The sequence below is a fragment of the Janthinobacterium sp. 78 genome, assembly GCF_003096775.1.
GTDB classification, from domain to species: Bacteria; Pseudomonadota; Gammaproteobacteria; order Burkholderiales; family Burkholderiaceae_D; genus Janthinobacterium; species Janthinobacterium tructae.
Genome location: NZ_QENT01000001.1, coordinates 4,615,383 through 4,640,775, shown reverse-complemented (window position 1 = coordinate 4,640,775; position 25,393 = coordinate 4,615,383). Strand labels below are relative to the sequence as shown.

25 protein-coding genes and 1 tRNA gene are annotated in these 25,393 nt (G+C 58.3%); 25 read left to right on the top strand and 1 reads right to left on the bottom strand.

Going from position 1 to position 25,393, the window contains the following annotated elements; genetic code table 11:
• Positions 1 to 465: 465 nt before the first annotated feature.
• From C8C92_RS20425 to C8C92_RS20385, 9 genes are all read left to right on the top strand, one after another.
• On the top strand, positions 466 to 2,196 hold the full coding sequence (locus C8C92_RS20425) for an acetolactate synthase 3 catalytic subunit (RefSeq protein ID WP_099763013.1): 1,731 nt from the start codon (positions 466 to 468) through the stop codon (positions 2,194 to 2,196).
• Positions 2,197 to 2,198: 2 nt separating this feature from the next.
• Entirely contained in the window at positions 2,199 to 2,690 is a 492-nt protein-coding gene (ilvN, locus tag C8C92_RS20420) for an acetolactate synthase small subunit (protein ID WP_010399754.1), read from the top strand.
• A gap of 74 nt (positions 2,691 to 2,764) precedes the next feature.
• Complete coding sequence (ilvC, locus tag C8C92_RS20415; protein WP_096236700.1) at positions 2,765 to 3,781, top strand: ketol-acid reductoisomerase; 1,017 nt, start codon at positions 2,765 to 2,767, stop codon at positions 3,779 to 3,781.
• Between the two features lie 95 nt (positions 3,782 to 3,876).
• Positions 3,877 to 4,326 carry a hypothetical protein gene (locus C8C92_RS20410; RefSeq protein WP_133250808.1) on the top strand — a complete coding sequence of 150 codons (450 nt, stop codon included), beginning with the start codon at positions 3,877 to 3,879 and terminating at the stop codon, positions 4,324 to 4,326.
• 177 nt (positions 4,327 to 4,503) lie between these two features.
• Positions 4,504 to 5,730 (top strand): MFS transporter, encoded by a 1,227-nt coding sequence (locus tag C8C92_RS20405; protein WP_099763015.1) that lies wholly within the window; start codon positions 4,504 to 4,506, stop codon positions 5,728 to 5,730.
• 206 nt (positions 5,731 to 5,936) lie between these two features.
• Entirely contained in the window at positions 5,937 to 6,692 is a 756-nt protein-coding gene (locus C8C92_RS20400; RefSeq protein WP_099763016.1) for an SIMPL domain-containing protein, read from the top strand.
• 102 nt (positions 6,693 to 6,794) lie between these two features.
• Entirely contained in the window at positions 6,795 to 7,562 is a 768-nt protein-coding gene (locus C8C92_RS20395; protein ID WP_116745096.1) for an SIMPL domain-containing protein, read from the top strand.
• A 157-nt stretch (positions 7,563 to 7,719) separates the two neighbouring features.
• A complete protein-coding gene (pssA, locus tag C8C92_RS20390) occupies positions 7,720 to 8,571 on the top strand; it encodes a CDP-diacylglycerol--serine O-phosphatidyltransferase (RefSeq protein WP_099763018.1) in 852 nt (283 codons plus the stop codon).
• 48 nt (positions 8,572 to 8,619) lie between these two features.
• Entirely contained in the window at positions 8,620 to 10,164 is a 1,545-nt protein-coding gene (locus tag C8C92_RS20385; RefSeq protein WP_099763019.1) for a 2-isopropylmalate synthase, read from the top strand.
• Between the two features lie 11 nt (positions 10,165 to 10,175).
• Here C8C92_RS20385 and bamE read toward each other — a convergent pair whose 3' ends face one another.
• Complete coding sequence (gene bamE, locus C8C92_RS20380; RefSeq protein WP_116745095.1) at positions 10,176 to 10,673, bottom strand: outer membrane protein assembly factor BamE; 498 nt, start codon at positions 10,671 to 10,673, stop codon at positions 10,176 to 10,178.
• 185 nt (positions 10,674 to 10,858) lie between these two features.
• Here bamE and rpsO point away from each other — a divergent pair, with 185 nt between their 5' ends.
• The 16 genes from rpsO (at position 10,859) to C8C92_RS20300 (ending at position 25,379) form a co-directional block, all read left to right on the top strand.
• Positions 10,859 to 11,128, top strand: coding sequence for a 30S ribosomal protein S15 (rpsO, locus tag C8C92_RS20375; RefSeq protein ID WP_071076969.1), 270 nt, complete (start codon positions 10,859 to 10,861; stop codon positions 11,126 to 11,128).
• 221 nt (positions 11,129 to 11,349) lie between these two features.
• A complete protein-coding gene (gene pnp, locus C8C92_RS20370; RefSeq protein ID WP_116745094.1) occupies positions 11,350 to 13,470 on the top strand; it encodes a polyribonucleotide nucleotidyltransferase in 2,121 nt (706 codons plus the stop codon).
• 241 nt (positions 13,471 to 13,711) lie between these two features.
• Positions 13,712 to 14,758: a DNA cytosine methyltransferase gene (locus C8C92_RS20365; protein ID WP_243420300.1), complete on the top strand. Its 1,047-nt coding sequence runs from the start codon at positions 13,712 to 13,714 to the stop codon at positions 14,756 to 14,758.
• Entirely contained in the window at positions 14,745 to 16,484 is a 1,740-nt protein-coding gene (locus C8C92_RS20360; RefSeq protein ID WP_133250807.1) for an ATP-binding protein, read from the top strand. Before C8C92_RS20365 ends, C8C92_RS20360 begins: the two co-directional genes overlap by 14 nt.
• 297 nt (positions 16,485 to 16,781) lie before the next feature.
• Positions 16,782 to 17,477: a hypothetical protein gene (locus C8C92_RS20355; RefSeq protein WP_099763021.1), complete on the top strand. Its 696-nt coding sequence runs from the start codon at positions 16,782 to 16,784 to the stop codon at positions 17,475 to 17,477.
• Between the two features lie 9 nt (positions 17,478 to 17,486).
• A complete protein-coding gene (locus C8C92_RS20350; protein WP_099763022.1) occupies positions 17,487 to 17,783 on the top strand; it encodes a hypothetical protein in 297 nt (98 codons plus the stop codon).
• A gap of 121 nt (positions 17,784 to 17,904) precedes the next feature.
• Positions 17,905 to 19,851 (top strand): methyl-accepting chemotaxis protein, encoded by a 1,947-nt coding sequence (locus C8C92_RS20345; RefSeq protein WP_165829511.1) that lies wholly within the window; start codon positions 17,905 to 17,907, stop codon positions 19,849 to 19,851.
• Positions 19,852 to 20,005: 154 nt separating this feature from the next.
• Positions 20,006 to 20,215, top strand: a complete 210-nt coding sequence (locus tag C8C92_RS20340; RefSeq protein ID WP_099763023.1) for a hypothetical protein — start codon at positions 20,006 to 20,008, stop codon at positions 20,213 to 20,215.
• A 121-nt stretch (positions 20,216 to 20,336) separates the two neighbouring features.
• On the top strand, positions 20,337 to 21,098 hold the full coding sequence (locus tag C8C92_RS20335; protein WP_116745091.1) for a DUF2807 domain-containing protein: 762 nt from the start codon (positions 20,337 to 20,339) through the stop codon (positions 21,096 to 21,098).
• Positions 21,099 to 21,160: 62 nt separating this feature from the next.
• Entirely contained in the window at positions 21,161 to 21,769 is a 609-nt protein-coding gene (locus tag C8C92_RS20330) for a tetratricopeptide repeat protein (protein ID WP_071076354.1), read from the top strand.
• A 70-nt stretch (positions 21,770 to 21,839) separates the two neighbouring features.
• Positions 21,840 to 22,820, top strand: a complete 981-nt coding sequence (locus C8C92_RS20325) for an NAD(P)H-quinone oxidoreductase (protein ID WP_116745090.1) — start codon at positions 21,840 to 21,842, stop codon at positions 22,818 to 22,820.
• Between the two features lie 72 nt (positions 22,821 to 22,892).
• Positions 22,893 to 23,642, top strand: a complete 750-nt coding sequence (gene tpiA / locus C8C92_RS20320; RefSeq protein WP_116745089.1) for a triose-phosphate isomerase — start codon at positions 22,893 to 22,895, stop codon at positions 23,640 to 23,642.
• 28 nt (positions 23,643 to 23,670) lie between these two features.
• Positions 23,671 to 24,075 (top strand): preprotein translocase subunit SecG, encoded by a 405-nt coding sequence (gene secG / locus C8C92_RS20315; RefSeq protein WP_071076357.1) that lies wholly within the window; start codon positions 23,671 to 23,673, stop codon positions 24,073 to 24,075.
• A gap of 202 nt (positions 24,076 to 24,277) precedes the next feature.
• Positions 24,278 to 24,362 (top strand) — tRNA-Leu (locus C8C92_RS20310).
• Positions 24,363 to 24,539: 177 nt separating this feature from the next.
• Entirely contained in the window at positions 24,540 to 24,899 is a 360-nt protein-coding gene (locus C8C92_RS20305) for an NADH-quinone oxidoreductase subunit A (RefSeq protein WP_071076971.1), read from the top strand.
• Positions 24,900 to 24,902: 3 nt separating this feature from the next.
• Positions 24,903 to 25,379: an NADH-quinone oxidoreductase subunit B gene (locus C8C92_RS20300; protein ID WP_010399733.1), complete on the top strand. Its 477-nt coding sequence runs from the start codon at positions 24,903 to 24,905 to the stop codon at positions 25,377 to 25,379.
• Positions 25,380 to 25,393: the final 14 nt, after the last annotated feature.

Here is a 25,393-nt window from a genome sequence, read left to right as displayed (position 1 = left end):
GCGGTGGGCGAATTGGGGCGGGTATGCTTTTTGCAACCCCGTGCATGCTAGCAAAAAATGTGCGTTTCCGCAGGGTTTTTGCACGTCGTGCGAGTAAAAATGCAGCGAGGCTGACATTTTCCTTGACCATAATGGTGCAACGCGATAACGTATGGGACGCTTTGAACACCCCAAAGCCCTATGGTCAGGTCGCGACCGGCACACAAGGCCATCCGCGGCAAGACGCGCTTTCATTTGTAGGCAGTTTGTTCTAACCCGTGCCACAAGCGCGAGCGGTTCGTACAGGCGCCACAGAAACTCCGGCCAAACGAGTTGCGTTAAGCGTTGTTTTGTAAGGTATCTATGGGTGCCCAAAGAAATTGCGTGACCGCATGAAAAGGGAAGCAGGAGCACTGTCGCGCACAGCGAACTTCGTCAGGAAAGAACATCCGATCAATCTCCAATGGACCTTGAAAGGAATGTTTCATGAATACCGAAGCAGCAGCAGGACCAATTACCGGCGCAGAAATTGTCGTGCGCTGTCTGGCTGAAGAGGGCGTCGAGCACGTCTTTGGATACCCGGGCGGAGCCGTACTCTACATCTACGACGCCATCTTCCAGCAAAACAAATTCCAGCATATCCTGGTACGCCACGAGCAGGCCGCGATCCACGCCGCCGATGCCTATTCGCGCAGCTCGAACAAAGTCGGTGTCGCCATCGTCACGTCCGGTCCGGGCGTCACGAATGCCGTCACGGGCCTGTCGACCGCGTACATGGACTCGATTCCCATGGTGGTGATCTCCGGCCAGGTGCCGAGCCACGCCATCGGCCAGGATGCGTTCCAGGAATGCGACACGGTCGGCATCACCCGCCCCGTGGTCAAGCACAACTTCCTCGTCAAGGACGTCAAGGACCTGGCAGCGACGATCAAGAAAGCCTTCTTCATCGCCCGTACCGGCCGTCCGGGACCCGTGCTGGTCGATATCCCCAAGGATATCAGCATGCACAAATGCCATTTCGACTATCCGAAGGAAGTCGAGATGCGTTCCTACCGTCCCGTCGACAAGGGCCACTCGGGCCAGATCCGCAAGGCCGTGCAGCTGTTGCTGCAAGCCGAACGCCCGATGATCTACACGGGCGGTGGCGTGATCCTGGCGAATGCGGCTCCCGAGCTGAACAAGCTGGTCGACCGCCTGGGTTTTCCGTGCACCAATACCTTGATGGGCCTGGGCGGCTACCGCGCATCGAGCGAGCAGTATGTCGGCATGCCCGGCATGCACGGCACCTACGAAGCGAACATGGCGATGCAGAATTGCGACGTGCTGATCGCCATCGGCGCCCGTTTCGATGACCGCGTGATCGGCAACCCGAAACATTTCGCCTCGCATCCGCGCAAGATCATCCACGTGGACATCGATCCATCGTCGATTTCCAAGCGCGTCAAGGTCGATATCCCCATCGTCGGCAACGTCAAGGACGTGCTGATCGAGTTCCTCGCGCAACTCGACGCGGCCGAAGCCAAGCCGAACGTCAATGCGCTGAGTAACTGGTGGAAGCAGATCGCCGAATGGCGTGGCCGCGAATGCCTGAAATACCCGACCTCCGACCTGGTCATCAAGCCGCAATCGGTGGTGGAGAAAGTCTTCCAGATCACCAAGGGCGACGCTTTCATCACCTCCGACGTGGGCCAGCACCAGATGTGGGCCGCGCAATATTACGGTTTTGACAAGCCGCGCCGCTGGATCAATTCCGGCGGCCTGGGCACCATGGGGGTCGGCTTGCCGTACGCCATGGGCGTGCAGATGGCCAACCCGGACGCCACCGTCGCTTGTATTACCGGCGAAGGCTCGATCCAGATGTGCATCCAGGAACTTGCCACGTGCAAGCAGTATCACCTGACGCCGAAGATCATCATGCTCAACAACCGTTTCCTCGGCATGGTGCGCCAGTGGCAGGAAATCGATTACGGTTCGCGTTATTCCGAGTCGTACATGGATTCGCTGCCCGACTTCGAAAGGCTGGCTGAAGCCTATGGCCACGTGGGCATGAAAATTGAAAAACCGGGCGACGTCGACGGCGCCCTGAAAGAGGCGTTTGCGATGAAAGACAGGCTGGTATTCATGAATTTCATTACCGACCAGTCCGAAAACGTGTGGCCCATGGTGAAAGCCGGCAAAGGCCTGTCCGAAATGATGCTCGGTTCGGAGGATCTCTAATCATGCGCCATATTATTTCTGTCTTGCTGGAAAACGAAGCGGGTGCCCTGTCGCGCGTGGTGGGCCTGTTCTCGGCACGCGGCTACAACATCGAAACCTTGACGGTGGCGCCGACGGAAGACTCGACCCTGTCGCGCATGACCATCGTCACCAGCGGCTCGGACGACATCATCGAGCAGATCACCAAGCACCTGAATCGCCTCATCGAGGTAGTCAAGGTGGTGGACCTGACCGAAGGCCAGCATATCGAACGCGAGTTGATGCTGATCAAGGTTCGTGCCGTGGGCAAGGAGCGCGAGGAAATGAAGCGCACCGCCGACATCTTCCGTGGCCGCATCATCGATGTCACCGAAAAGACGTACACGATCGAACTGACCGGCAACAAGGTCAAGCTCGACGCGTTCATCGATTCGATCGACCGCGCCGCCATCCTGGAAACCGTCCGCACGGGTGGTTCCGGCATCGGCCGCGGCGAACGCATCCTCAAAGTATAAAAATATAAGCAGCTCTACGCGGCCCACGGGCCGCATTTAAAACAACAACGCATCATCAAATTATAGGAAATACCATGAAAGTTTTTTACGACAAAGACGCTGACCTCTCCTTGATCAAAGGCAAAAACGTTGCCATCATCGGCTACGGTTCGCAAGGCCATGCGCACGCACAAAACCTGAACGATTCGGGCGTCAACGTCACCGTCGGCCTGCGCAAGGGTGGCGCTTCGTGGACCAAGGTCGAGCAAGCCGGCCTGAAAGTGGCGGAAGTCAACGACGCCGTGAAAGCGGCCGACGTCATCATGATCTTGCTGCCAGATGAAAACATCGCCCAGGTCTACAACGAAAACATCGCCCCGTTCGCCAAGCAAGGCGCCGTACTGGCCTTCGCCCACGGCTTCAACGTGCATTACGGCCAAGTCGTGCCACGCGCCGATCTGGACGTGATCATGGTCGCGCCGAAAGCCCCGGGCCACACCGTGCGCGCCACCTACACCCAGGGTGGCGGCGTGCCCCACCTGATCGCCGTGTACCAGGACAAATCCGGCATCGCCCGCGATATCGCCCTGTCGTACGCCTCGGCCAACGGCGGCGGCCGTGCCGGCATCATCGAAACGAATTTCCGTGAAGAAACCGAAACGGACCTGTTCGGCGAACAGGCCGTGCTGTGCGGCGGTGCCGTGGAACTGATCAAGGCCGGTTTCGAAACCCTGACGGAAGCCGGTTACGCGCCTGAAATGGCGTATTTCGAGTGCTTGCACGAACTGAAACTGATCGTCGACCTGATCTATGAAGGCGGCATCGCCAACATGAACTACTCGATCTCGAACAACGCCGAATACGGCGAATACGTGACCGGTCCTAAGGTTGTGACCTCGGCCACCAAGGATGCGATGCGTCAATGCCTGAAAGATATTCAAACGGGCGAATACGCGAAGAGCTTCATCCTGGAAAACAAGGCCGGCGCTCCGACCCTGATCTCGCGCCGCCGTTTGACGTCCGAGCACCCGATCGAAGAAGTGGGCGCCAAACTGCGCGCCATGATGCCTTGGATCGCCAAGAACAAGATGGTTGACCAGTCGAAGAACTAAGCAGCGATCGTAGCAACTATCGTTCTTCACAAGAAGCCGGCGCAAGCCGGCTTTTTTCATTACAATCAGGGCCATTCAACCATACCGTGAGCACCATGCTTGTTTTTTCTAAAGTTTTTGTCGGCAATCTTCATGTGGTCAAGCGCCCCGTCCTGGTTGCCATCAGCTGCTGGTTTCTGGTCCTCGGCTCGCTGTCAGCACTGGTGTCGTCCTACCTCGGCCGCAACGATCCCGCCATGCTGGCCGGAATGGGGCACAGCGTGATTTCCGCCGAGGTGCAATACGCGATTTTTCTTTTCAGTCAGGGCATTACCCTGGTGGCTGCGCTGGCCATGCTGCAAAGGCAGCGTGGCGCGCGCACCGTGTATCTGGTGTGGGGCGTGCTCGACATTGCGTTCTGCCTGGCGACCTTACCGCTCAAGATGCACGTCTTGCCTGGCGCGCTGCTGTTCGCCGTCATCTGCGCCTTGCTGTACAGTCCGAAATCGAATGCCTGGTTTTCGCCACGCAAGGCGGCCAATGATGCCTGCATGACGCCAGCTTGAGCACGGTTGTTTGAGCACGCACGTTTTTTGCCCGTCTCCTATATAATCCCGCCCTTCCTTTGCAGTTTCCTATGGACTGCATCTGTTTCGGTATCTGCCGACCGCAACGCGCATCACCGCTTTTGTCGCACGCCAGGCGCTAATTGATCAGCCGCTTGCGCAAGTAGAAGGACCCCCATGACTGACCGTATCACCGCCACGGCGCCCTCGCAGGCCGCTGTTGACTCTTCCATTCCCATCCTGGCCTTGCTGGCCCTGGCCATGACGGCGTTCCTCGCCCTCCTGTCGGAAACCTTGCCGGCCGGCTTGCTGCCGCAGATCGCCCAGGGTCTCGGCATTTCCGAAGTCATGACGGGCCAGCTGGTGACCGTGTACGCCATCGGTTCCATCCTGACGGCGATTCCCCTGACGGCGCTGACGAGCACCTGGCGCCGGCGCAATGTCTTGTTGCTGGCCATCATCGGCTTCCTGATCTTCAATACGGCGACGGCCCTCGCGCCCAACTATATGGTTGCCCTGATCGCGCGCTTCGTCACCGGCATGGCCGCCGGGCTGGCCTGGGGCTTGATGGCAGGCTATGCGCGCCGCATGGTGCGTCCCGAACAGCAGGGCAGGGCGATGGCCATTGCCATGATCGGCACGCCGCTGGCCCTGTCGCTGGGCGTGCCGCTGGGCACCCTGATGGGCGGCGTGCTGGGCTGGCGCAGCATCTTTGGCATCATGTCCGGCCTGGCCGTGGTGCTGGTCGCATGGGTATTGCTGGTCGTGCCCGATTATCCGGGGCAAAAGCGTGGCGAACGCCTGTCGATCCGCCAGGTGTTCGTGACGCCGGGCGTGCGGCCGATTCTGTTTGTGATCGTCGCCTGGATGCTGGCGCATAACATTCTGTATACCTATATCGCGCCGTTCCTGGCGCCGTCCGGCTTGCGCCCCCGCGTCGACCTGGTGCTGCTCGTGTATGGCGTGGGTTCGCTGGCCGGTATCTGGCTGGTCAGCCAGCTGATCGACCGCTGGCTGCGCCCGCTCGTGCTGGGCTGCATCGCCGCCTTTGCCCTCGTGGTGGTGGTGCTGGGGCTGGCGATGGATTCCCCCATCGTCATCTATGTCAGCATGGCCATCTGGGGCATCACCTTCGGCGGCGCCGGCACCTTGCTGCAGACGGCGTCGGCGGACGCGGCCGGCGATGGCATGGATGTGGCGCAGGCGATGGTGGCGACCATCTGGAACGTGGCCATCGCGGGCGGCGGCCTGGCGGGCGGCATGCTGCTCGACGGCTATGGCGCGGCATCGTTCCCGTGGGCCATGCTGGCCTTGCTGCTGGTGGCATTGACCATCGCCTGGCGCGCGCACCGCCACAGTTTCAAGCCGGGCCGGCGCAGCGGTGGCGCGGTGATTGGCCACTAATAACATTGTTATTTATGATCACAGTGTGTTGAAATGTGAGCAGATGTGACTGCCAAGCGCATTTTGTGACGATTTGTTAATTTGCGCCACGGGAATGAATGAGGCGTTAGAATCTACACAGTTTGACAAGTTTCTCAGGCGAAAGGGATGGAAAAAGCGTCCCTTTCGCGGGCTGTCAGCCATATTAACTACCTAGGAGTACCCCCATGACCGTGATGAAATCCATCCTTGTTGCTGCCGCAGCCACCGTTGCCCTGAGCGCACAAGCGCAAACCTTGCCAACTTCCGGCACCCTGGTGGTCGTCCCCGCATTTGGCGAAGTCAAGCATGTCAATGACCAGGTGGTCGCTACCCTGGCCATCGAAGAGCAGGACAAGGACAAGGCTGCCGCCGCGTCGAGAGTCAACCAGAAGATGAACAAGGGTATCGCCATCGTCAAGCAGGCTGACCCGTCGGCAGCGCTGAAATCGTACGGCTACTACACCTATCCCGTGTATCCGGAAGAGCGCCCATTGCCAGCCGGCGCTGTCGCCAAGCCACGTTTGCCAACGGCCTGGAGAGTGGGCCAGTACCTGGAAGTGACGACGGCCAACCTGGCGTCCTTGCCAAAAACCGTGTCGGCGGCGCAAGGCGTGCTGACCCTGAATGGTTTGAATTTCGGCCTGAAGCCGGAAACCATCCGCCTGCTGGACGACCAGCGCATTGCCGCCACGTACAAAAACCTCAATGAGCGCGTGGCCGCCATCGCCAAGGCCATGGGCCGCAATGTGTCCGACGCCGTGCTCGATACGGTGGACTTCGAAGGTTCGGGCAACTACGCCACCGAAAGCCGTCCTGCTGCCGCACCGATGATGATGCGCAGCGCCAAGATGGCCGAAGACAGCACCGTCGCCGAACCGAGCTTCGAACCGGGCGAAACGACGCTCGACATGCGTGTCGTCGGCAAGGTCAAGTTCAAGTAAGCACGCCAGCGTGGAAATATTTCCGCATTAGCATGTGTTAAAAAATCATGGGGCTGTTGGCCCCATGCTCGTTTTTGCCCCATTATTTTCCAGGAGAACACCATGACCGTCATGAAATCGATGCTGGCTGCTGCCGTTGTTGTTACTGTCGCTACCGTTGCCCTGAGCGCACACGCCCAGACCTTGCCCACCTCCGGCACCCTCGTGGTGGTGCCCGCGAATGGCGAAGTGGTGCATGCGAACGACCAGGTGACCGTCACCCTGGCCATCGAAGAGCAGGACAAGGACAAGGCCGCCGCCGCCTCGCGCGTGAACCAGAAGATGAACCAGGGCGCGGCCATCGTCAAGAAAGCCGATCCGCAAGCCGTGCTGAAAACCCAGGGCTACTACACGTACGCCGTGTACCCGGAAACGGCGCCCCTGCCGCCCGGTGTCGCCGCCAAACCGCGCGTGCCGACCAGCTGGCGCGTAGGCCAGTACTTGCAAGTGACGACGACCAATCTGGCCGCCTTGCCGAAAACAGTTTCCGCAGCGCAAGGTGTGCTGACCCTGAATCGTTTGAACTTCGGCCTGGCGCCCGCCACCGTCCGCAAGCTCGACGACCAGCGCATCGCCGCCGCCTACAGGAACCTGAATGAACGCGTGGCCGCCATCGCCGGCGCCATGGGCCGCAATGTCAATGAGGCCGTGATCGACACCATCGATTTCGAGGGTTCGGGCAACTACGCGCAGCGCGTCAGCGTGACGGGTGCGCGCAACATGAGCGCCGACGCCATGGGCTATGGCGGTAACCAGGTGGCCGAACCGAGCTTTGAAGCGGGCGAAACGACCCTGAACATGGGGCTGGTGGCGAAGATCCGCTTCAAATAAAGCTTGAATCGGCGTCAATATTGCCAGCTTGACGCCGCCGCGCTTTTCTTTGGCGGCAGCTCCTCTATAATGGCAACATCGGCAGGCGCATGCCGCGAGACGAATGCGCCTGCCATCTGGCACCGAATCCCCCGCAGTACACAAGATATGGAACAACATGGCAAACTTCCCCCGTCGTAGAGGCAAGAACGGCACTCCCGCAGTCTCCAAAGCGTCCCGCTTCAGCAAATTCGTGCGCCAGCCGGTGAACGAGGGTACTGGCAAGAAAACCTTGCGCCGCCGCGGCATCTACTTGTTGCCGAATGCCTTCACGACGGCAGCCCTGTTTTGCGGCTTCTACGCCATCGTCATGGCCATGAACCAGAAATTCGAACATGCAGCCTGGGCCATCTTCATCGCCATGATCCTCGACGGCCTTGATGGCCGCATCGCGCGCCTGACGAATACGCAGAGCGAATTCGGCGCCCAGTACGACAGCCTGTCCGACATGGTCTCGTTCGGCGCCGCGCCCGCGCTGGTGATCTATGAATGGTCGCTGCGCGGCATGGGCAAACTGGGCTGGCTGGCCGCCTTCGTGTATTGCGCCGGCGCCGCCTTGCGCCTGGCCCGTTTCAACACGAATATCCAGGTCGTCGACAAGCGCTTCTTTCAGGGCTTGCCCAGCCCGGCGGCGGCGGCCATGGTGGCCGGCTTCATCCTGCTGATGAACGACCTGGAATTTGCCGGCAACCAGCTGGCCTGGGTTTCGTGGACGATCGCCCTGTTCGCCGGCCTGACCATGGTGACCAACGTGCCGTTCTACAGTTTCAAGGATGTGAATTTCCGCAAGTCCGTGCCCTTCATCGTGGTATTCCTGCTGGCACTGTTCTTCGCGCTCATTTCCATCGATCCGCCGAAAGTGCTGTTCCCGATTTTCGTCGCCTATGGCCTGTCCGGCTACGCCGTGTTTTTCTGGCGCATGGCGAAGGGCAAGCCCGTCAGCATCATCCAGACCGACCCCGAGCATTAAGGCGCTGAGTCGGTAGCGTCGCCAGTCTTCAGCCAGCCAGGAGCAGCCATGAACACCAGCAACCGACTCATCATTTTTGACACCACCTTGCGCGACGGCGAGCAATCGCCGGGCGCCTCCATGACGCGCGAGGAAAAGCTGCGCATCGCCAAGCAGCTTGAGCGCATGAAGGTCGACGTGATCGAAGCGGGCTTCGCCGCCGCCTCGCAAGGCGACTTCGAGTCGATACGGGCGATTGCCGGCGCCGTGCGCGAGTCCGTCATCTGCTCGCTGTCGCGCGCCAACGACCGCGACATCGCGCGCGCCGCCGAAGCGCTGGCACCTGCCGAACGCAAGCGCATCCACACTTTCATCGCCACCTCGCCCCTGCACATGCAGATGAAGCTGCGCATGACGCCTGAGCAAGTGCTGACGCAGGCGCAGAACGCCGTGCGCTACGCGCGCCAGTTCACGGACGATATCGAATTCAGCCCCGAAGACGGCAGCCGCTCCGACGAAGATTTTCTGTGCCGCGTGCTCGAAGCCGTGATCGCCGAGGGCGCCACCACCATCAATTTCCCCGATACGGTCGGTTATGCCGTGCCTGAGATCTTCGGCAATACCATCAAGCGTTTGCGCGAACGCATCCCGAACTCGGATAAAGCCATCTGGTCTGTCCATTGTCATAACGACCTGGGCCTGGCCGTGGCCAATTCGCTGGCCGGCGTCATGATCGGCGGCGCGCGGCAGATCGAGTGTACCGTCAATGGCCTCGGCGAGCGCGCCGGCAACACGGCGCTGGAAGAGGTGGTGATGGCGCTGCGCACGCGCGCCGCCTATTACAATTTGACGGTCGGCATCGACACGACGCAAATCGTGGCGGCGTCCAAGATGGTGTCGCAGATCACGGGCTTTGCCGTGCAGCCGAACAAGGCCGTCGTGGGTGCGAACGCCTTTGCGCACGCCTCCGGCATCCACCAGGACGGCATTTTAAAGGCGCGCGAGACGTATGAAATCATGCGCGCCGAAGACGTGGGCTGGACCGCCAACAAGATCGTCCTGGGTAAATTGTCGGGCCGCAATGCCTTCAAGCAGCGGCTGCACGAGCTGGGCATCGCGCTCGAATCGGAGGCGGAAGTCAACGCCGCCTTCCTGCGCTTCAAGGAGCTGGCGGACCGCAAATCCGAGATTTTCGATGAAGACATCATGGCCCTCGTCAGCGAAGAACAGCAGGCGCAGGAGAGTGAGCACTACCGTTTTATTTCCCTGACACAGCAATCGACGACGGGCGCCGTACCCCACGCGCGCGTGGAATTCCTTGTCGGCGGCGTGCAGCGCAGCTGCGAAGGGCAGGGCGACGGCCCCGTCGACGCCACCGTCAACGCCATCGAAAGCGCGGCCGCCAGCGGCGCGGAGCTGGTCTTGTTCTCCGTCAATGCCATCAGCACGGGCACGCAGTCGCAGGGCGAAGTCACCATGCGATTGTCGCGCGACGGGCGCATTGTCAACGGCGTGGGCGCCGACCCCGACATCATCGTCGCCTCGGCCAAGGCGTATTTGTCGGCCTTGAACAAGCTGCATGCTAAAGACGAGCGTATCGATCCCCAGCCGTGAAGGGGCGCTAACTACCAAAAAAAGCGCCGCTCTTCCTTGGCCGGATCGGGGCCGTTCATCATCATGCGCACGATGCCGTCGTGGTCGAAGTGCACGTGCATCATGGAATCCCACACGCCCGATTCCTTGTAGCGGTAGGACCAGACGTGCAGTTTCGGCAGCGACAGATACGATGTTTCCGTCGGGCGGCCCAGGGTGTGCAGCACGTCTTGCTGGGTCGACACGCCCACCTTGATGCGGGCAAAGCCCGGCGTGTCGAGCACTTGCTCGTAAGAAAGCAGCTTGTCGTCGGGGCCGAAGCGGGCCATATACGTGTACTGGCCGTACGGCCCCGTGGCGTATTCCAGTTCCGGGCCCGTGGGCAATGAGTAGATGGCCGTGGGACGGCCCAGGCGCGCTTCCACGGCGGCGCGCGGCTCGCCCGGCTGCGGCGGCGGGACGTTCCAGCTGGCGCAGCCGGCCAGCGCGGCCAGCAGCACGGGTGTTGCCAATTGGAGCAGTTTTTTCATGGTTATCCTCCTGAAATGCGGGAAAATCCTATCATGGACCGAGAAAAGAGCGCACGGCAGGATACAGGCGGGCTTTTTTCCGATATACTTGCGCGTCTGGTTGGAAGCATAGGCCAGTATTTTAATAATCGTAGTTCACGGTGGATAGGGTTCAGACTCTGTGCACCGCATGTGAAAGGTTTATCATGACAGTAGAAAACATCAACAAAGCCGCTATTATCGCGGACAACGCACGTGGTCAAAACGACACCGGCTCCCCTGAAGTGCAAGTTGCACTGCTGACAGCTCGCATCAACGAACTGAACGGCCACTTCAAAGCCCACTCGAAAGATCACCACTCCCGCCGCGGCCTGATCATGATGGTCAACCGTCGTAAGAGCCTGTTGTCGTACCTGAAGTCGAAAGACGCTACCCGTTATCGCGACCTGATCGCTAAACTTGGTCTGCGCAAGTAATTTTTGCCGTACAAGGTTTATACAGAAATGCCTGCGCCAGTTCGCTGACGCGGGCATTTTGTCATTTGAATTCCGGATTTATGTCGGTAAGTGCAGTATGCTCCTACCGATATCATGCTTTAAAAGTAAAGTAGTAAAGGCGGCAACGGTTTTTTCACCGCCTGTGGTGAGGTGAACGACAGCCCCTGAAAATCTGTCGGCAATTAGAAAAGGGATACCCCATGTTTAACAAAGTTACGAAAACCTTCCAGTACGGTCAACACCAAGTGACCCTGGAAACCGGCGAAATCGCACGTCAGGCATCCGGCGCAGTGCTGGTGTCGATCGAAGATACCGTCGTGCTGGCAACGGTAGTGGCACGCAAAGATGCCAAACCAGGCCAGGATTTCTTCCCTTTGACGGTAGATTATGTTGAAAAAACCTATGCTGCCGGTAAAATCCCGGGCGGTTTTTTCAAGCGCGAAGGCCGTCCTTCCGAAAAAGAAACACTGACATCGCGTTTGATCGACCGTCCTATCCGTCCGCTGTTCCCGGAAGGCTACCTGAATGAAGTGCAAGTCATCATTCACGTGTTGTCGGTCAACCCTGAAATCGATCCGGACATCGCCGCCATGATCGGCGCCTCGGCTGCCCTGTGCGTCTCGGGCGTGCCTTTCAGCGGCCCGATCGGCGCAGCGCGCGTCGGTTACGCGAATGGCCAGTACATCCTGAACCCGACCGTCCAGCAACTGAAAACGTCGGAAATGGACCTGGTGGTCGCCGGTACCGAAACGGCCGTGCTGATGGTCGAATCGGAAGCGAAACAGCTGTCCGAAGAAATCATGCTGGGCGCCGTGGTCTTTGGCCACGACCAGATGAAAGTCGTCATCGACGCAATTCACGACCTGGTGCGTGACGGCGGCAAGCCGGAAGTGGAATGGGCGCCTGCGCCGAAAAACGAAGCACTGATCGCCCGCGTCGCGCATTTCGCCAACGCCAAGATCAATGACGCGTATCAAACCAAGGACAAGCAAGAGCGTACGGCCAAGCTGAAAGCGGCGACGTCGGAAGTGATCGCCGACCTGTCGGCTGAAGCTGCCGCCAACGGTGGCGCGTCCATCGACAGCGCCGAAGTGAACAACATCCTGTTCGACATCGAAGCGAAAATCGTGCGTACGCAAATCCTGGACGGCGAGCCACGCATCGACGGCCGCGACACGCGCACCGTGCGTCCGATCTCGATCCGCACCAGCGTGCTGCCACGCACCCACGGTTCGGCCCTGTTCACGCGCGGCGAAACGCAAGCGCTGGTCGTCGCTACCCTGGGCACCGCCCGCGACAGCCAGAAGATCGATGCGCTGATGGGCGAGTTCACCGATTCCTTCATGCTGCATTACAACATGCCTCCGTTCGCCACCGGCGAAACGGGCCGCGTCGGTACGCCAAAACGCCGCGAAATCGGTCACGGCCGCCTGGCCAAGCGCGCGCTGATCGCCGCTCTGCCAGCAGCTGAAGAGTTCAGCTACTCGGTGCGTCTGGTATCGGAAATCACGGAATCGAACGGTTCTTCGTCGATGGCTTCGGTCTGCGGCGGCTGCCTGGCACTGATGGACGCCGGTGTGCCGATGAAAGAACACGTGGCCGGTATCGCCATGGGCCTGATCAAGGAAGGCGGCAAGTTTGCCGTGCTGTCCGACATCCTGGGCGACGAAGATCACCTGGGCGACATGGACTTCAAGGTAGCCGGTACCCGCAACGGTATCACGGCGCTGCAGATGGACATCAAGATCATGGGCATCACCAAGGAAATCATGCAAGTGGCACTGGCGCAAGCCAAGGAAGGCCGCGAGCACATCCTGGGCGAAATGCAAAAAGCCATGCCGCACGTCAAAACCGAACTGTCCGATTTCGCACCGCGTCTGATCACCATCAAGATCAACCCGGAAAAAATCCGTGACGTGATCGGCAAGGGCGGCGCCGTGATTCGCGCGCTGACCGAAGAGACGGGCACCCAGATCGACATCAGCGACGAAGGCGTGGTCACCATCGCTTCCGTCGACGCTGCTGCCGGCCAGGAAGCCAAGCGCCGCATCGAAGAACTGACGGCCTCCGTCGAAGTGGGCAAGACCTACGAAGGCACCGTGCTGAAACTGCTGGACTTCGGCGCCATCGTGCAAGTCATGCCAGGCAAAGACGGCTTGCTGCACATCTCGCAGATCGCCAACGAGCGCGTCAACGCCGTGGCCGATTACCTGAAAGAAGGCCAGCTGGTCCGCGTCAAAGTGCTGGAAACGGACGACCGCGGCCGTCTGAAGCTGTCGATGAAAGCTGCTGAAGGCAACGAAGCGCCAGCCGCCCAGTAATAAATTTTGTTTCCATGTTTTGCCATTCATGGCCGGACATGATAAACCGCCAGCGCGTAAGCCTGGCGGTTTTTCTTTTTGATTGCTTGTTTGATTAGCAAGAAAGGCCGGGAGGTTTGAACGTTTGCGGGAGTGCGGTAGGTAAGTGAATTTTTTTAGATAAACGGGGCGCCTGTAGTATTATTGGTGAGAAAAATAGAGTTCTGATCGGAATTCCTATAAATATGGATTGGATTGAAACGTGGCATTGGGCAACATACAACGAAAATTAACTGCAATTGACTTGTTTGCAGGTTGCGGTGGGCTTACGCAAGGTCTGAAAGATGCCGGCTATAGTGTCCGTGGCGCTGTTGAAATAGACTTCAAAGCAAGAGAAACCTATTTGCTTAATCATCCAGGAATTCCTTTGATTGGAACGGATATTAGGCAAGTTGAGCTAGATGATGTGTTAGCGATAACAGGTTTAATGCCGGGTGAATTGGACTTGTTGGCAGGATGCCCTCCTTGTCAAGGTTTTTCAACAATGCGAAGGAAAAATAAAGCTGTTGAAGTTTTTGATCCAAGAAATGATCTTATTGATGAGTTTACTCGGCTTGCTATTGCGCTAAAGCCAAAAATTATTATGATGGAGAATGTTCCTGGGATCGTGGAATATCCAAGATTTAAGGCTATGGTGGATGAGCTTAATATGTGCGGATATTCAGTAATATACCAAATTTTGGATATAGCGACCTTTGGCGTTCCACAGCGACGTCGTCGTTTAATTTTATCTGCGAATCGTACCGGTACTGCAGTGCTTGCTAAGCCAACTGGACGAATGTCAACTGTTCGAAAGGCGATCGGAAAATTGCCAGTTCCAGGAGCTACAGGGGATGCTATTCATGACTTCCCTGCTCGACGTTCCGCTAGGGTTGAACTTGTAATTAAAAATATTCCGAAAGATGGTGGTAGCCGTACTAGTCTTCCGGATTCATTGCAACTTGCATGTCATAGGAAAAATGGCGGATTCTTTGATGTATATGGTCGAATGAAATGGGATGATGTATCCCCAACAATTACTAGTGGATGTACTAATCCATCGAAGGGGCGATTCTTACATCCAGAACAGGATCGAACTATTACTCTACGTGAGGCTGCTATCCTGCAAGGATTTCCAAGGAAGTATAAATTTATAGGTTCCCACGGAAAAGAATCTATTAGTCTTATGATTGGAAATGCACTGCCGCCCTCCTTTATTTCCGCGCATGCGGCATTGATGGCCGAAAGTATTTATAATGAAGAGTATTGATGAATTGGTTAGGGTTATTCAGGGTGATTTTAAAAAAAATCATTATGATAAATTTATTCAGGACGTGACTTTTCCAAATTTTAAAAAAATATCACCATATTCAAAACTTCCTTTTCGCTTTCCATTGACTCTTTTGGTCGGTCCGAATGGTGGGGGGAAGAGTTCTATATTGCATGCTTTATGGGGTATGCCTTTAAATCATAGTACTAGTAGGTTTTGGTTTTCAACCGCGGTGGATCCAATTGCTGAGAAAAAAAGAGATGTTCCTCGATATTGGTACACGCATTATGTAAAAGATTTGGGGCGAAGTGTTCAAACCCGTAAGGTGAAGGGGCGGAAGCGGAATGGATATTGGGAACCATCGAAACCTTCTGTTCATGATGGAATGGATGTGTTGCAGGAGGCTGAAAAAACTGAATTCCGTGCAACAGACCGCTGGACTCCTGTACGGCGTGAGGTGAAATATATAAATACCAAAGCTGAGACAAGTGCATTTGATCGTTTTTTTTACTATACAGATAATACATTACTTCAAGACAGGCAAAATGTTTTCGTGAAGGAATCCGAACGTCTTCGCTCCGTAATTGATGGGGATTTAAAATCTAAAAGAATAGGTCGTGGTGAATTTGTATTTGAGAATACAACAATTGCACCGCCAACATTAGAGATAATAAATAAAATACTTGGAAAAAGGTATATTTCTGCAAAATACATAATTCACCGTTTTTACGATAGAAATAAGGCCGCCAGTGTTATATTTCAGACGAAATCTCACACCTACTCTGAGGCTTTTGCTGGTAGTGGGGAACTTTCTGTTGTTAATTTAATTCTTGCAATTGAGAAAATGGAAGATTTCTCATTGTTATTATTGGATGAGCCGGAAACATCATTGCATCCTGGCGCGCAACGAGAGTTGCTTAATTATCTGCTTGATCGTATAAATGAAAAAAAATTGCAGGTCGTTATTTCAACTCACTCTCCTACATTGGTGGAGCTTGTTCCGCAAGAGGCATTGGTTGTTCTTGGGAATGATGAGAGTGGAATTGTAATTCGACATGATATAAATAAGAGCGCCGCATTTTACCGACTTGGTCAAGCTGATCCACATAAGATTTCAATACTTACAGAAGATGTTTTGTTGAAAACTATGGTGGAGAGAAGTTTGAAGCTTCTGGATGAATCACTACAAAAAAAATGTGAAGTAATAGCTGTGACGCTTGGTGCATCGGAAATGCTTTCTCATCAAGTGCCGACCTTTATTATGACTGGTGCGCGTGCAGTTATGGTGTTAGACGGTGATCAAAAGCCTTTTATTGATTTGATTGATGTAAATGTTGATGAGTTGTCGGCTAACGAACAAGATAAATTAATTTCAAAATTTACAATGCATCATGTTGCGTTGGTTGGGATAAATCCGGATCTGAAGGGGTATGTAAGTTGGTGTCGGGACAGAATTAGCCTCATTGAAGAAATTTGCCCTGAGCAATTATTTCTTTCTATTCTAAATCCAAATCACCCAAAGCTTGGGCAGGCTAAAAATAGAGAGTATAAGACTCATCTGAAGAGTGAGCTTAAGCGAAGGGGCGATGATGTTGATGCACATTCGATGTGTGCAATTTTCAAGTTGAAATTGGGCGAAGAGATGTTGACTGAAGGACCTGTTTTGAAAACAATGCAAGTGCTTGCTGATCGAATATTGAAGGCATTGACAAATGTTGGTATCTAGTGCCAAGTTCTATTGCAGACAATAATCATGATAAAATTTTATTGAAGTTTGCCAAAGCTATCGAAATGGCTGCAATGTAGTACTCCTCAATTATTTTGCATACCTATACTTTAGAATCCAGCATACAAACCGCCAGCGCGCAAACCCTGGCGGTTTTTTTTTGCGCCGCGTTTGTGCTGCATCAAGGTAGATGCCGCTTTGCGCATCGGCCTTGATCCAGCTCGCATTGGCCAGTTGTACGCCTTGTAGATTCGGGAGGGGATCTTCCCCTGAACGAGTCTTCCAAGGAGATGCAGCATGCGCACATTCTGCGGGCTGGCCGCCGCCTTTCTGCTTGCCGTCGCGCCCGGCGTCCGGGCCCAGCTGGACAACGCGCCCATGCCGGTGCCGCTGCCCATCCCGATTGCCGGCGCGTCCACGGCCATGCCGGCGCAGGAGATCGACGCCTTGCGCGCCGTGCATGCGCGCGAAATCAACGACCTCAGCACGTTCAAGACGGCGGGCGTGCCGCGGCAAGCTATCGACTCCTATCTCGATAGCGGACCAGGGCAGCAGTTCCTGCGCGAACTGCGCGCCGCCGATCCGGCCGCACCGGCCGAGACGATTTATGCGCGCGCGGTCGAGCAGCTCGCTTCCGGCAGCACCTTGCCCGACTTGCTAGCCATGTCGGCCGCATTGGTAAAAATCGTGCCGCATGGCCAGAATGTGTCGCCGTATTCGCCGTATTTCACCACCAGCGCGCAATTGCAGCTGGTATCTAGCCAGTGCGCCAGCCTGGCCGACTGTTTCGGCTTGCCCCTGAAGAGCGAGGCGCCGCTGTATGATGTGTACCAGATCATGCCCAAGGGCACGGTGAACGTGTTCGTCAGCCAGGTGGCGCCCACGCAAGAGCTGGGCGGGCTGGTGCGGCGCCGTGGCGGGGCGCAACAGTATTTATTGCCAAATCGCAACTTGTGGTCGGCGCCCGTGCTGATCGGCACGATCAGGAACTGAGGAGAGATGATGGACCAGCAGCGCTTGCAAGCCCTGGCTACCGAACTGGAACAGTTGCTGGCGCGCCTGGCGCTCGCCGATGCGGAGGTGGCCGACCTGCGCAGCGCGCTCGAGCCGCTGCTGGCCCTGGCTGGCAGTGGCGCCTTGAGCGCGCCCCTGGCATGGGGCGACATCCCCGGCGGACGTTATTTTACGGAAGGCAGCCTGCGCCGCTACCCCGCGCTGGAACAGGCGTTTGCCCGCTTCCGCATCGAGGCCACGGGCGGCGAATCGCCGGCCTTGCGCAAGCTGCGTGGCGAGATGTAATTAATATTTGGTATCAATTGTTGTTTCTGGGTAATTGAGAGTCAGTATTGCTTGACGACAAAATCTTATTCCCCGACCATGGTGCATCCCTCCCGATTTCCCCTTTTTTATTGGATGCACCATGTTGTCCTCCCTTAAGGCGCGGCTGATCGCCATCGCCGTTTCCATCGTCGTGCTGGCCATGCTGGCTGTGGCCATCGCCAATTTCTTCACCACGCGCTCCAGCACCCTGGCCGCGCTCGACACGCAGATGCTGCAGTTGTCGCACAGCCATGCGCAAGCCATCGCCGAATGGCTGCGTTCCAAGCAGGCCGTGGTCGCTTCGCTCAAGCAGGGCGCCACGGCGGCCGATCCGCTGCCGGCCCTGAAGGCGGCCGAGCAGGCGGGCACGTTCGACATGGCGTACATCGGCTTTGCCGACAAGCGCGCCGTCTTTTCGCAGGAGCGCAAGCGCGCCGCCGACTATGATCCCACGGCGCGCCCCTGGTACAAGCTGGCGTCCGAAACGGGCGGCCCCGTCATTACGGCGCCGTATATCGGCGCCAGCACGGGCAAGCTGGTGGTGACGTTTGCCGAGCCGCTGGGCGGCAAGGGCAGCGTGACGGGCGTGATGGCGGCCGATGTGATGATGGATGCCGTGGTGCAAAACGTCGCCTCGATCAAGCCGACGGCGTCCAGCTACGGCTTTCTCGTCGATGGCGGCGGCAAGATCATCGCCCATCCTGACGGCAAGCTGACCCTGAAACCGCTGGCCGAGCTGGACCCGGGCCTGAGCGCGCAGGCGCTGGCCGATATTGAAAAGAGCGGCGACGGCGCCGCCATTCGCCTCGGCGAGCGTAACGGCATCTTGCATGTGAGTAAAGTGCCGGGCAGCGACTGGCTGCTGGCGACCGTGCTCGACCGCGCCGAAGCGACGCAAGCATTGACCTCCATGCTGCGCGCCTCGGCCCTGACGGCCTTGCTGGTGCTGGCTCTGGCCGCGACGGTATTGAGCGTGCTGGTGGCGCGCGCCCTGCGCCGCCTGGGCCTGGTGCGCGATGCGATGGAAGCGATCGCCACGGGCGACGGCGACCTGACCAGCCGCCTCGACGCGGAAGGTAGTGACGAACTGGCGCAGATCGCCAAGGCCTTCAATTTGTTCGTGGAAAAGATTGCCACCGTGCTGGTACAGATCCGCAGCATCAGCATCCTGGTGCGCAGCGAGTCGGCCGATATTGCCGCCGGTAACGCCGACCTGTCCTCGCGCACGGAAGCCCAGGCAGGGGCGCTGGAACAGACGGCCAGCTCGATGGATGAGCTGACCTCGACGGTGAAACAGAATGCGGAAAACGCGCATGCGGCCAACGAACTGGCCATGTCCGCCTCGGAAGTGGCGGCCAAGGGTGGCCGCGTGGTGCAGCAGGTGGTGGGCACGATGGCCGGCATCCAGGAAAGTTCGCGCAAGATCGTCGACATCATCGGCGTGATTGACGGCATCGCGTTCCAGACGAATATCCTGGCCTTGAACGCGGCCGTCGAGGCGGCGCGCGCGGGCGAGCAGGGCAGGGGCTTTGCCGTGGTGGCATCCGAAGTGCGCAACCTGGCGCAACGCTCCGCAGGCGCGGCGAAGGAAATCAAGGAATTGATCGGCGACTCGGTGGAAAAAGTCGATGCGGGTGGGCGCCTTGTCAATGAAGCGGGCCTGACCATGGATCAGGTGGTGGCCTCGGTGCAGCAATTGACGACCATCATGAGCGAGATCACCGTGGCCAGCCGCGAACAGAGCGCCGGCATCGGCGAGATCAACACGGCCGTCACGCACATGGATACCATGACGCAGCAAAATGCGGCCCTCGTCGAGCAAGCGGCCGCCGCCGCGGAAAGCTTGCAGGAGCAGGCGGTGGATCTGGCACAGGCCGTTGGCATGTTCCGCCTCGGCGATGCCGGCCCTGCCGCAGCACCCGCGCCCGTGACGCGCCTCAAGGCCCGGCCCGCGGCGCCGGCGCCGCGTGCGCCGACCCGTGCGCTCTCGCCGGCCAAGCCCGTCAAGGCGGCCAAGTCCGGCGCCGACGAATGGGAAGAGTTTTAAGTTGCAAGCGTAGCGACCTGCGCGTTTATCCGCGTTTTTGTCAGGCCAGCCTGCCAAAAGCGCAGTTCGTCGCAATCGGCGTGTTGGCCGGGGGCGGTATGGCTATAGTGACACCATACCGCAAGCCCACTGCCAGACACCCGAGGAGAACAACATGAACGTCGCTCAAAACATGGAAGTCATCGCCGTTGCCGCCGCCATCGTGCTCGGCGTCAGCTGCTACGCCATCGCCCCGGCCGCCCCGGCCCTGCAAGTGGCCAGCTCCACGGCCACCGTGGCCGCGCCAGCGAACAAGGCTGACATGCACGTGGTGGTGGTCAAGGCCAAGCGCCTGAGCGCTACCGAAAAAGCCCGTTTCGCCTGATTGATTGTCAGCCCGATTGTCAGCCCTTTTCTGCGCTGCTACAGTGGTGGTCAATGGCAATGCGCGCAAGCCCCACGAGGGCGCCGCGACACATAAAAACAAGATACCGAGGATGCACTACATGAAAAAGATACTGCAACTGGCGCTGCTGTTCCTGGCGACTTTTGGCCTGGTGCGCGGCGTGGCGGCCGAGACCCGCTTGCTGGAAATGCGCAACATCGACGCCCGCGTGGTACGCGTCAAGCTCGACGGCGTGATGGAAGTGCGCATTCGTCAGGGCAACGTGGCGTCCTTGAGCATCACGGCCGACAAACGCTACATCGCCGATGTCAGTACGGCGCAAAGCGGCGACACCCTGCACATCGAGACGGAGGTGCGCGGCTTCAAGCTCGGTCCCTCGTCGATCCGCGCCGACCTGGTCTTGCCGAACTTGCGCGAGCTGAGCTCGGAAGGCTTTGGCAGCACGGACATCACGGGTTTCAAGGGCGAGGAACTGACCCTGTCGCTGGAAGGGGCTGGCAGCATCAAGCTGGTGGGCGACTACCGCAAGCTCAATGCCAGCCTGGGCGGCGTGGGCAGCATGCAACTGTGGATCGGCAACAATGAGCGGGCCGAGCTGGACTTGCAGGGCGCCGGCTCGGTGGTGCTGGGCGGACGCGGGCGCACCCTGAAGGCCAGCCTGGGCGGCCTGGGCAGCCTGAATGCGCAGCAATTCGAAGCGGACGCCGTGAACCTGGAATTGAGCGGCCTCGGCAATGCCACGGTGAATGCCCATACGAATGCCAAGCTGAACCTGAGCGGACTCGGTTCGGTGGTGGTGTACGGCAAGCCGGCCAACCGCGATGTCAGCGTCGAGGGCCTGGGCAAAGTCAGCTGGAAGTAAAAGCATCCTGCCGCATGCCTTCGGCAGGACAAGAACAAGTAGTCAGACCACATCCCATTCCGATGAAAAAACTGATCATTACATTACTCATGCTGTTGACGATACAGCTACCCGCGCGGGCTGGCTTCGCCGAAGGCGCCAGCGCCTACAACAACAAGAATTACGCGCTCGCCTACAAGGAAATCCTGCCACTGGCCAAGACCGGCAACGCCGATGCCCAGCATTTGCTGGGCTTGATGTATTACATGGGACGGGGCTTGCCACAGGATTACAAGCAAGCCATGTTCTGGCACCGCAAGGCGGCCGAGCAGGGCAAGGCCGATGCCCAGTATGTGGTGGGCGCCATGTATTACACGGGCAACGCCGTGCTGCAAGACCACAAGCAGGCCGTGGGCTGGTTCCGCAAGGCGGCCGAGCAGAACCATGCGGAGGCGCAGCAGGTGCTGGGCCTGATGTACCGCTACCACATGGGTGGCGTGCCGCAGGATAACGTCATCGCCTACATGCTGTGGAACCTGGCGGCGGCGAATGGCAACGCGAATGCGGCCGACCAGCGCGCCGCCGTGGTGCGCAAGATGACGCATGAGCAAGTCGAGGAGGGACAAGCCCTGTCGGCCAAATGGAAGCCGGGCACGCCCTTGCCGCGCCAGTCGAAGACGGGCGCCGGTTAAGAGCGGCGCTGGTCTGCAGGGGAGGGCGGCTTGGCGTACAATCGCCGTTTTCCCTTGAGAGAGTCCCGCCATGCGTGCAGTTGCCATCAGCCAGCCAGGTCCCGCCGACGTTTTGCAGATCGCGGAGCGTCCCACGCCGCAATACAAGGCGGGCGAACTGCTGATCAAGGTGCACGCGGCCGGCATCAACCGCCCTGACGTGCTGCAGCGCCTGGGCAAGTATGCGCCGCCGGCCGGCGCGTCCGACTTGCCGGGCCTGGAAGTGGCGGGCGAAGTCGTCGATGGCGATTTCAGCAACACTGAATTCAAAAAAGGCGACCTGGTCTGTGCGCTGGTGCAGGGTGGCGGCTATGCCGAATACTGCGCCGCGCCCGCCGGCCAGTGCCTGCCCTTGCCCAAAGGCTTGACGGCGCTGGAAGGCGCCTCCTTGCCGGAAAACTTCTTTACCGTGTGGAGCAATGTGTTCGACCGCTGCGCGCTGGCCGACGGTGAAACCTTATTGGTGCAGGGCGGCACGTCCGGCATCGGCGTGGCGGCCATTCAATTGGCCGCTGCGCTCGGCCATCGCGTCTTCGCCACGGCCGGCAGCGACGAGAAGGCGCGCGCCTGCGAGGCGCTGGGTGCCGAACGGGGCATCAATTACCGCACGGAAGATTTCGTTGCCGTCGTCAAGGAATTGACTGATGGCAAAGGCGTCGATGTCATCCTCGACATGGTGGGCGGCGACTATCTGCCGCGCGAGATCGATTGCCTGGCCGACGACGGCCGCATCGGCCTGATCGCCGTGCAGGGCGGCAGCAAGGCCACCCTGGACCTGGGGCAAGTGCTGCGCCGCCGCCTGAGTGTCAGCGGCTCGACCTTGCGTCCGCGCCCGGTCGCCTTCAAGGCCGCCATTGCAAACCACTTGCGCACGACCGTCTGGCCGCTGATCGAGGCGGGCAAGATCAAGCCCGTCATCTATCAGACTTTCCCGTTGGAAAAAGCCAACGAGGCGCATGCCTTGATGGAAGCGAGCACGCACGTGGGCAAGATCATGTTGCAAGTTGCCTGAAACGGGGCGCTGCCTGTTTGACCGGCATCGGTGCCGGGGTTAGAATGACGGGTTATTAAAATTTAGGCTACTATGCGTCGCAAACTCGTCGTCGGAAATTGGAAAATGAACGGCAGTCGCACCTCGAACGCGGTGTTATTGTCTGAAATAGTTGCTGGCCTGGCCGCCTCTGGCGCCGCCAGCGCCGTCTGTGTGCCCGCGCCATATCTGGCGCAGTGCCAGGCGCAATTGGCAGGCTCGCCTCTCGGCTGGGGTGCGCAAGATGTTTCCGCGCACGCCAGCGGTGCCTATACTGGCGAAATCTCGGTTGCCATGCTGCAGGATTTCGGCTGCGGCTATGTGGTGATCGGGCATTCCGAGCGCCGCGCCTACCACGGCGAGAGCGATGCACAGGTGGCGGCCAAGACGGTTGCGGCGCTGGCGGCAGGCATTACGCCTATCGTTTGCATCGGCGAGACGCTGGCGCAGCGCGAAGCGGGCCAGACCGACGCGGTCGTGGCGCAGCAGCTGGGCGCCGTGCTGGCGGCGATTTCGGCCGACGACGTAGCGAAACTGGTGCTGGCCTATGAGCCAGTCTGGGCCATCGGCACGGGCAAGACGGCCACGCCGCAAATGGCGCAGGACGTGCATCAGGTACTGCGCGGCCAGTTGGCGGCAAAGAATGCGGTAGCGGCCGCCGGCGTGCAGATCCTGTACGGCGGCAGCATGAAGCCGGAGAACGCAAAAGAATTGATGGCGATGCCGGATATCGATGGCGGTCTGATCGGTGGGGCGGCATTGAAGGCGGCGGATTTCCTGGCGATTATTCACGCCGCTGATTGAATTAATTTAAACTAAGAATGGAATTGCAATGAACATGATGTTCAATCTGGTAGTGGTAGTACAGGTTATTTCGGCATTGTCGATTATCGCGCTGGTGTTGCTGCAGCACGGCAAAGGCGCCGACATGGGTGCCGCGTTTGGTTCGGGTGCCTCGGGCAGCCTGTTCGGTGCGACGGGTTCGTCCAACTTCATGTCGAAATCGACGGGCGTTGCCGCCGCGATCTTCTTCGGCGCCACCCTGGCCCTGTCGCTGATGGCCAATCAGCGCGCCACCACGGTGGGCGGCGGCGTGATGGATAAAGTCGTCAAGCCAGTGCCAGTCACCGGCGCGGGCGCGATCCCGACGGCGGTACCTGCCGCGGCTCCAGCGGCCAGTGCTCCAGCAGCGGCAGCCCCTGTTGCCAGCACCCCGGCAGGCGCGATCCCGAAGTAATTTAGTATTTACTGAGTAATAACTCGATACCTCATCGAGAGTAATTCTCATTACGGGCAGATTATTGCTCAATGTTTTGGCAGCGCGGCAGGAAAAAAACGTGGCGCGCTGGAAGATGTAAAAATTTATCGTTTTTATCTGTGTTTTGATGCATTTGTGCATTAACTTTAGCGGCAAAGCAGAGTAGAATACGGGCCTTACCGCCGACGTGGTGAAATTGGTAGACACGCTATCTTGAGGGGGTAGTGGCGCAAGCTGTACGAGTTCGAGTCTCGTCGTCGGCACCAGAAATCAGAAGCCAGCAACGGCGCACGAGCCATGGCTCGTACAAAGTTGCTGGCTTTTTTTACGAGGATGTGTCGTTCGATCCTGGTCTTAGCTTTGATTGGGGTCGTGCGTTAGATACGCTGCAAATGATCGCAGCGTCCTCATTTAACCGATCGTTCAATATAAGCTTATCAATCGTGAACCTCGAAAATTACTTCCCCGTCCTGCTGTTCATTATTATCGGCCTTGGTGTCGGTATCGCTCCCCAGCTCCTGGGGCGCCTGTTAGGCCCTCACAAGCCTGACGCAGCAAAACTCTCCCCGTACGAATGTGGCTTTGAAGCATTCGAAGACGCGCGCATGAAATTTGATGTGCGCTACTATCTGGTCGCAATCCTGTTTATTTTGTTCGATCTGGAAACGGCATTCTTTTTCCCATGGGGCGTTGCAATGCGCGACCTGGGCTGGGCCGGTTTCGTCACGATGATGGTGTTCATCGCTGAATTCGTGGTCGGATTTTGGTACATTTGGAAGAAAGGTGCCCTTGACTGGGAATAAGCCATGGCTATTGAAGGCGTATTAAGCGAAGGTTTCATCACCACCTCGGCCGACAAGCTGATCAACTGGGCGCGCACCGGGTCTATGTTCCCGATGACGTTCGGTCTGGCCTGCTGTGCGGTCGAAATGATGCATGTGGGCGCAGCCCGCTACGATATGGACCGTTTCGGCGTCGTGTTTCGTCCGTCGCCGCGTCAATCCGACGTCATGATCGTTGCCGGCACCCTGTGCAACAAGATGGCGCCGGCCTTGCGCAAGGTCTACGACCAGATGGCAGAGCCACGCTGGGTCATCTCGATGGGTTCCTGCGCCAATGGCGGCGGGTACTACCATTACTCCTATTCTGTGGTGCGCGGTTGCGACCGCATCGTGCCCGTCGACGTGTATGTGCCTGGCTGTCCTCCGACCGCTGAAGCCTTGCTGTACGGCATCATGCAGTTGCAGAACAAGATCAAGCGTACCAGCACGATCGCACGCTAACCGGGCCGCTTCAG

What these genes read in the sequence shown, in the direction of transcription:
- C8C92_RS20335 (WP_116745091.1), top strand. Translation starts at nt 20,337, where the DNA reads ATGAAAAAGATACTGCAACTGGCGCTGCTGTTCCTGGCGACTTTTGGC.
- C8C92_RS20350 (WP_099763022.1), top strand. Translation starts at nt 17,487, where the DNA reads ATGGACCAGCAGCGCTTGCAAGCCCTGGCTACCGAACTGGAACAGTTG.
- tpiA (WP_116745089.1), top strand. Translation starts at nt 22,893, where the DNA reads ATGCGTCGCAAACTCGTCGTCGGAAATTGGAAAATGAACGGCAGTCGC.
- bamE (WP_116745095.1), bottom strand. Translation starts at nt 10,673, where the DNA reads ATGAAAAAACTGCTCCAATTGGCAACACCCGTGCTGCTGGCCGCGCTG.
- pnp (WP_116745094.1), top strand. Translation starts at nt 11,350, where the DNA reads ATGTTTAACAAAGTTACGAAAACCTTCCAGTACGGTCAACACCAAGTG.
- C8C92_RS20330 (WP_071076354.1), top strand. Translation starts at nt 21,161, where the DNA reads ATGAAAAAACTGATCATTACATTACTCATGCTGTTGACGATACAGCTA.
- C8C92_RS20405 (WP_099763015.1), top strand. Translation starts at nt 4,504, where the DNA reads ATGACTGACCGTATCACCGCCACGGCGCCCTCGCAGGCCGCTGTTGAC.
- pssA (WP_099763018.1), top strand. Translation starts at nt 7,720, where the DNA reads ATGGCAAACTTCCCCCGTCGTAGAGGCAAGAACGGCACTCCCGCAGTC.
- ilvC (WP_096236700.1), top strand. Translation starts at nt 2,765, where the DNA reads ATGAAAGTTTTTTACGACAAAGACGCTGACCTCTCCTTGATCAAAGGC.
- C8C92_RS20425 (WP_099763013.1), top strand. Translation starts at nt 466, where the DNA reads ATGAATACCGAAGCAGCAGCAGGACCAATTACCGGCGCAGAAATTGTC.
- C8C92_RS20400 (WP_099763016.1), top strand. Translation starts at nt 5,937, where the DNA reads ATGACCGTGATGAAATCCATCCTTGTTGCTGCCGCAGCCACCGTTGCC.
- C8C92_RS20325 (WP_116745090.1), top strand. Translation starts at nt 21,840, where the DNA reads ATGCGTGCAGTTGCCATCAGCCAGCCAGGTCCCGCCGACGTTTTGCAG.
- C8C92_RS20360 (WP_133250807.1), top strand. Translation starts at nt 14,745, where the DNA reads ATGAAGAGTATTGATGAATTGGTTAGGGTTATTCAGGGTGATTTTAAA.
- C8C92_RS20410 (WP_133250808.1), top strand. Translation starts at nt 3,877, where the DNA reads ATGCTTGTTTTTTCTAAAGTTTTTGTCGGCAATCTTCATGTGGTCAAG.
- C8C92_RS20385 (WP_099763019.1), top strand. Translation starts at nt 8,620, where the DNA reads ATGAACACCAGCAACCGACTCATCATTTTTGACACCACCTTGCGCGAC.
- rpsO (WP_071076969.1), top strand. Translation starts at nt 10,859, where the DNA reads ATGACAGTAGAAAACATCAACAAAGCCGCTATTATCGCGGACAACGCA.
- C8C92_RS20355 (WP_099763021.1), top strand. Translation starts at nt 16,782, where the DNA reads ATGCGCACATTCTGCGGGCTGGCCGCCGCCTTTCTGCTTGCCGTCGCG.
- ilvN (WP_010399754.1), top strand. Translation starts at nt 2,199, where the DNA reads ATGCGCCATATTATTTCTGTCTTGCTGGAAAACGAAGCGGGTGCCCTG.
- C8C92_RS20340 (WP_099763023.1), top strand. Translation starts at nt 20,006, where the DNA reads ATGAACGTCGCTCAAAACATGGAAGTCATCGCCGTTGCCGCCGCCATC.
- C8C92_RS20345 (WP_165829511.1), top strand. Translation starts at nt 17,905, where the DNA reads ATGTTGTCCTCCCTTAAGGCGCGGCTGATCGCCATCGCCGTTTCCATC.
- C8C92_RS20300 (WP_010399733.1), top strand. Translation starts at nt 24,903, where the DNA reads ATGGCTATTGAAGGCGTATTAAGCGAAGGTTTCATCACCACCTCGGCC.
- secG (WP_071076357.1), top strand. Translation starts at nt 23,671, where the DNA reads ATGAACATGATGTTCAATCTGGTAGTGGTAGTACAGGTTATTTCGGCA.
- C8C92_RS20395 (WP_116745096.1), top strand. Translation starts at nt 6,795, where the DNA reads ATGACCGTCATGAAATCGATGCTGGCTGCTGCCGTTGTTGTTACTGTC.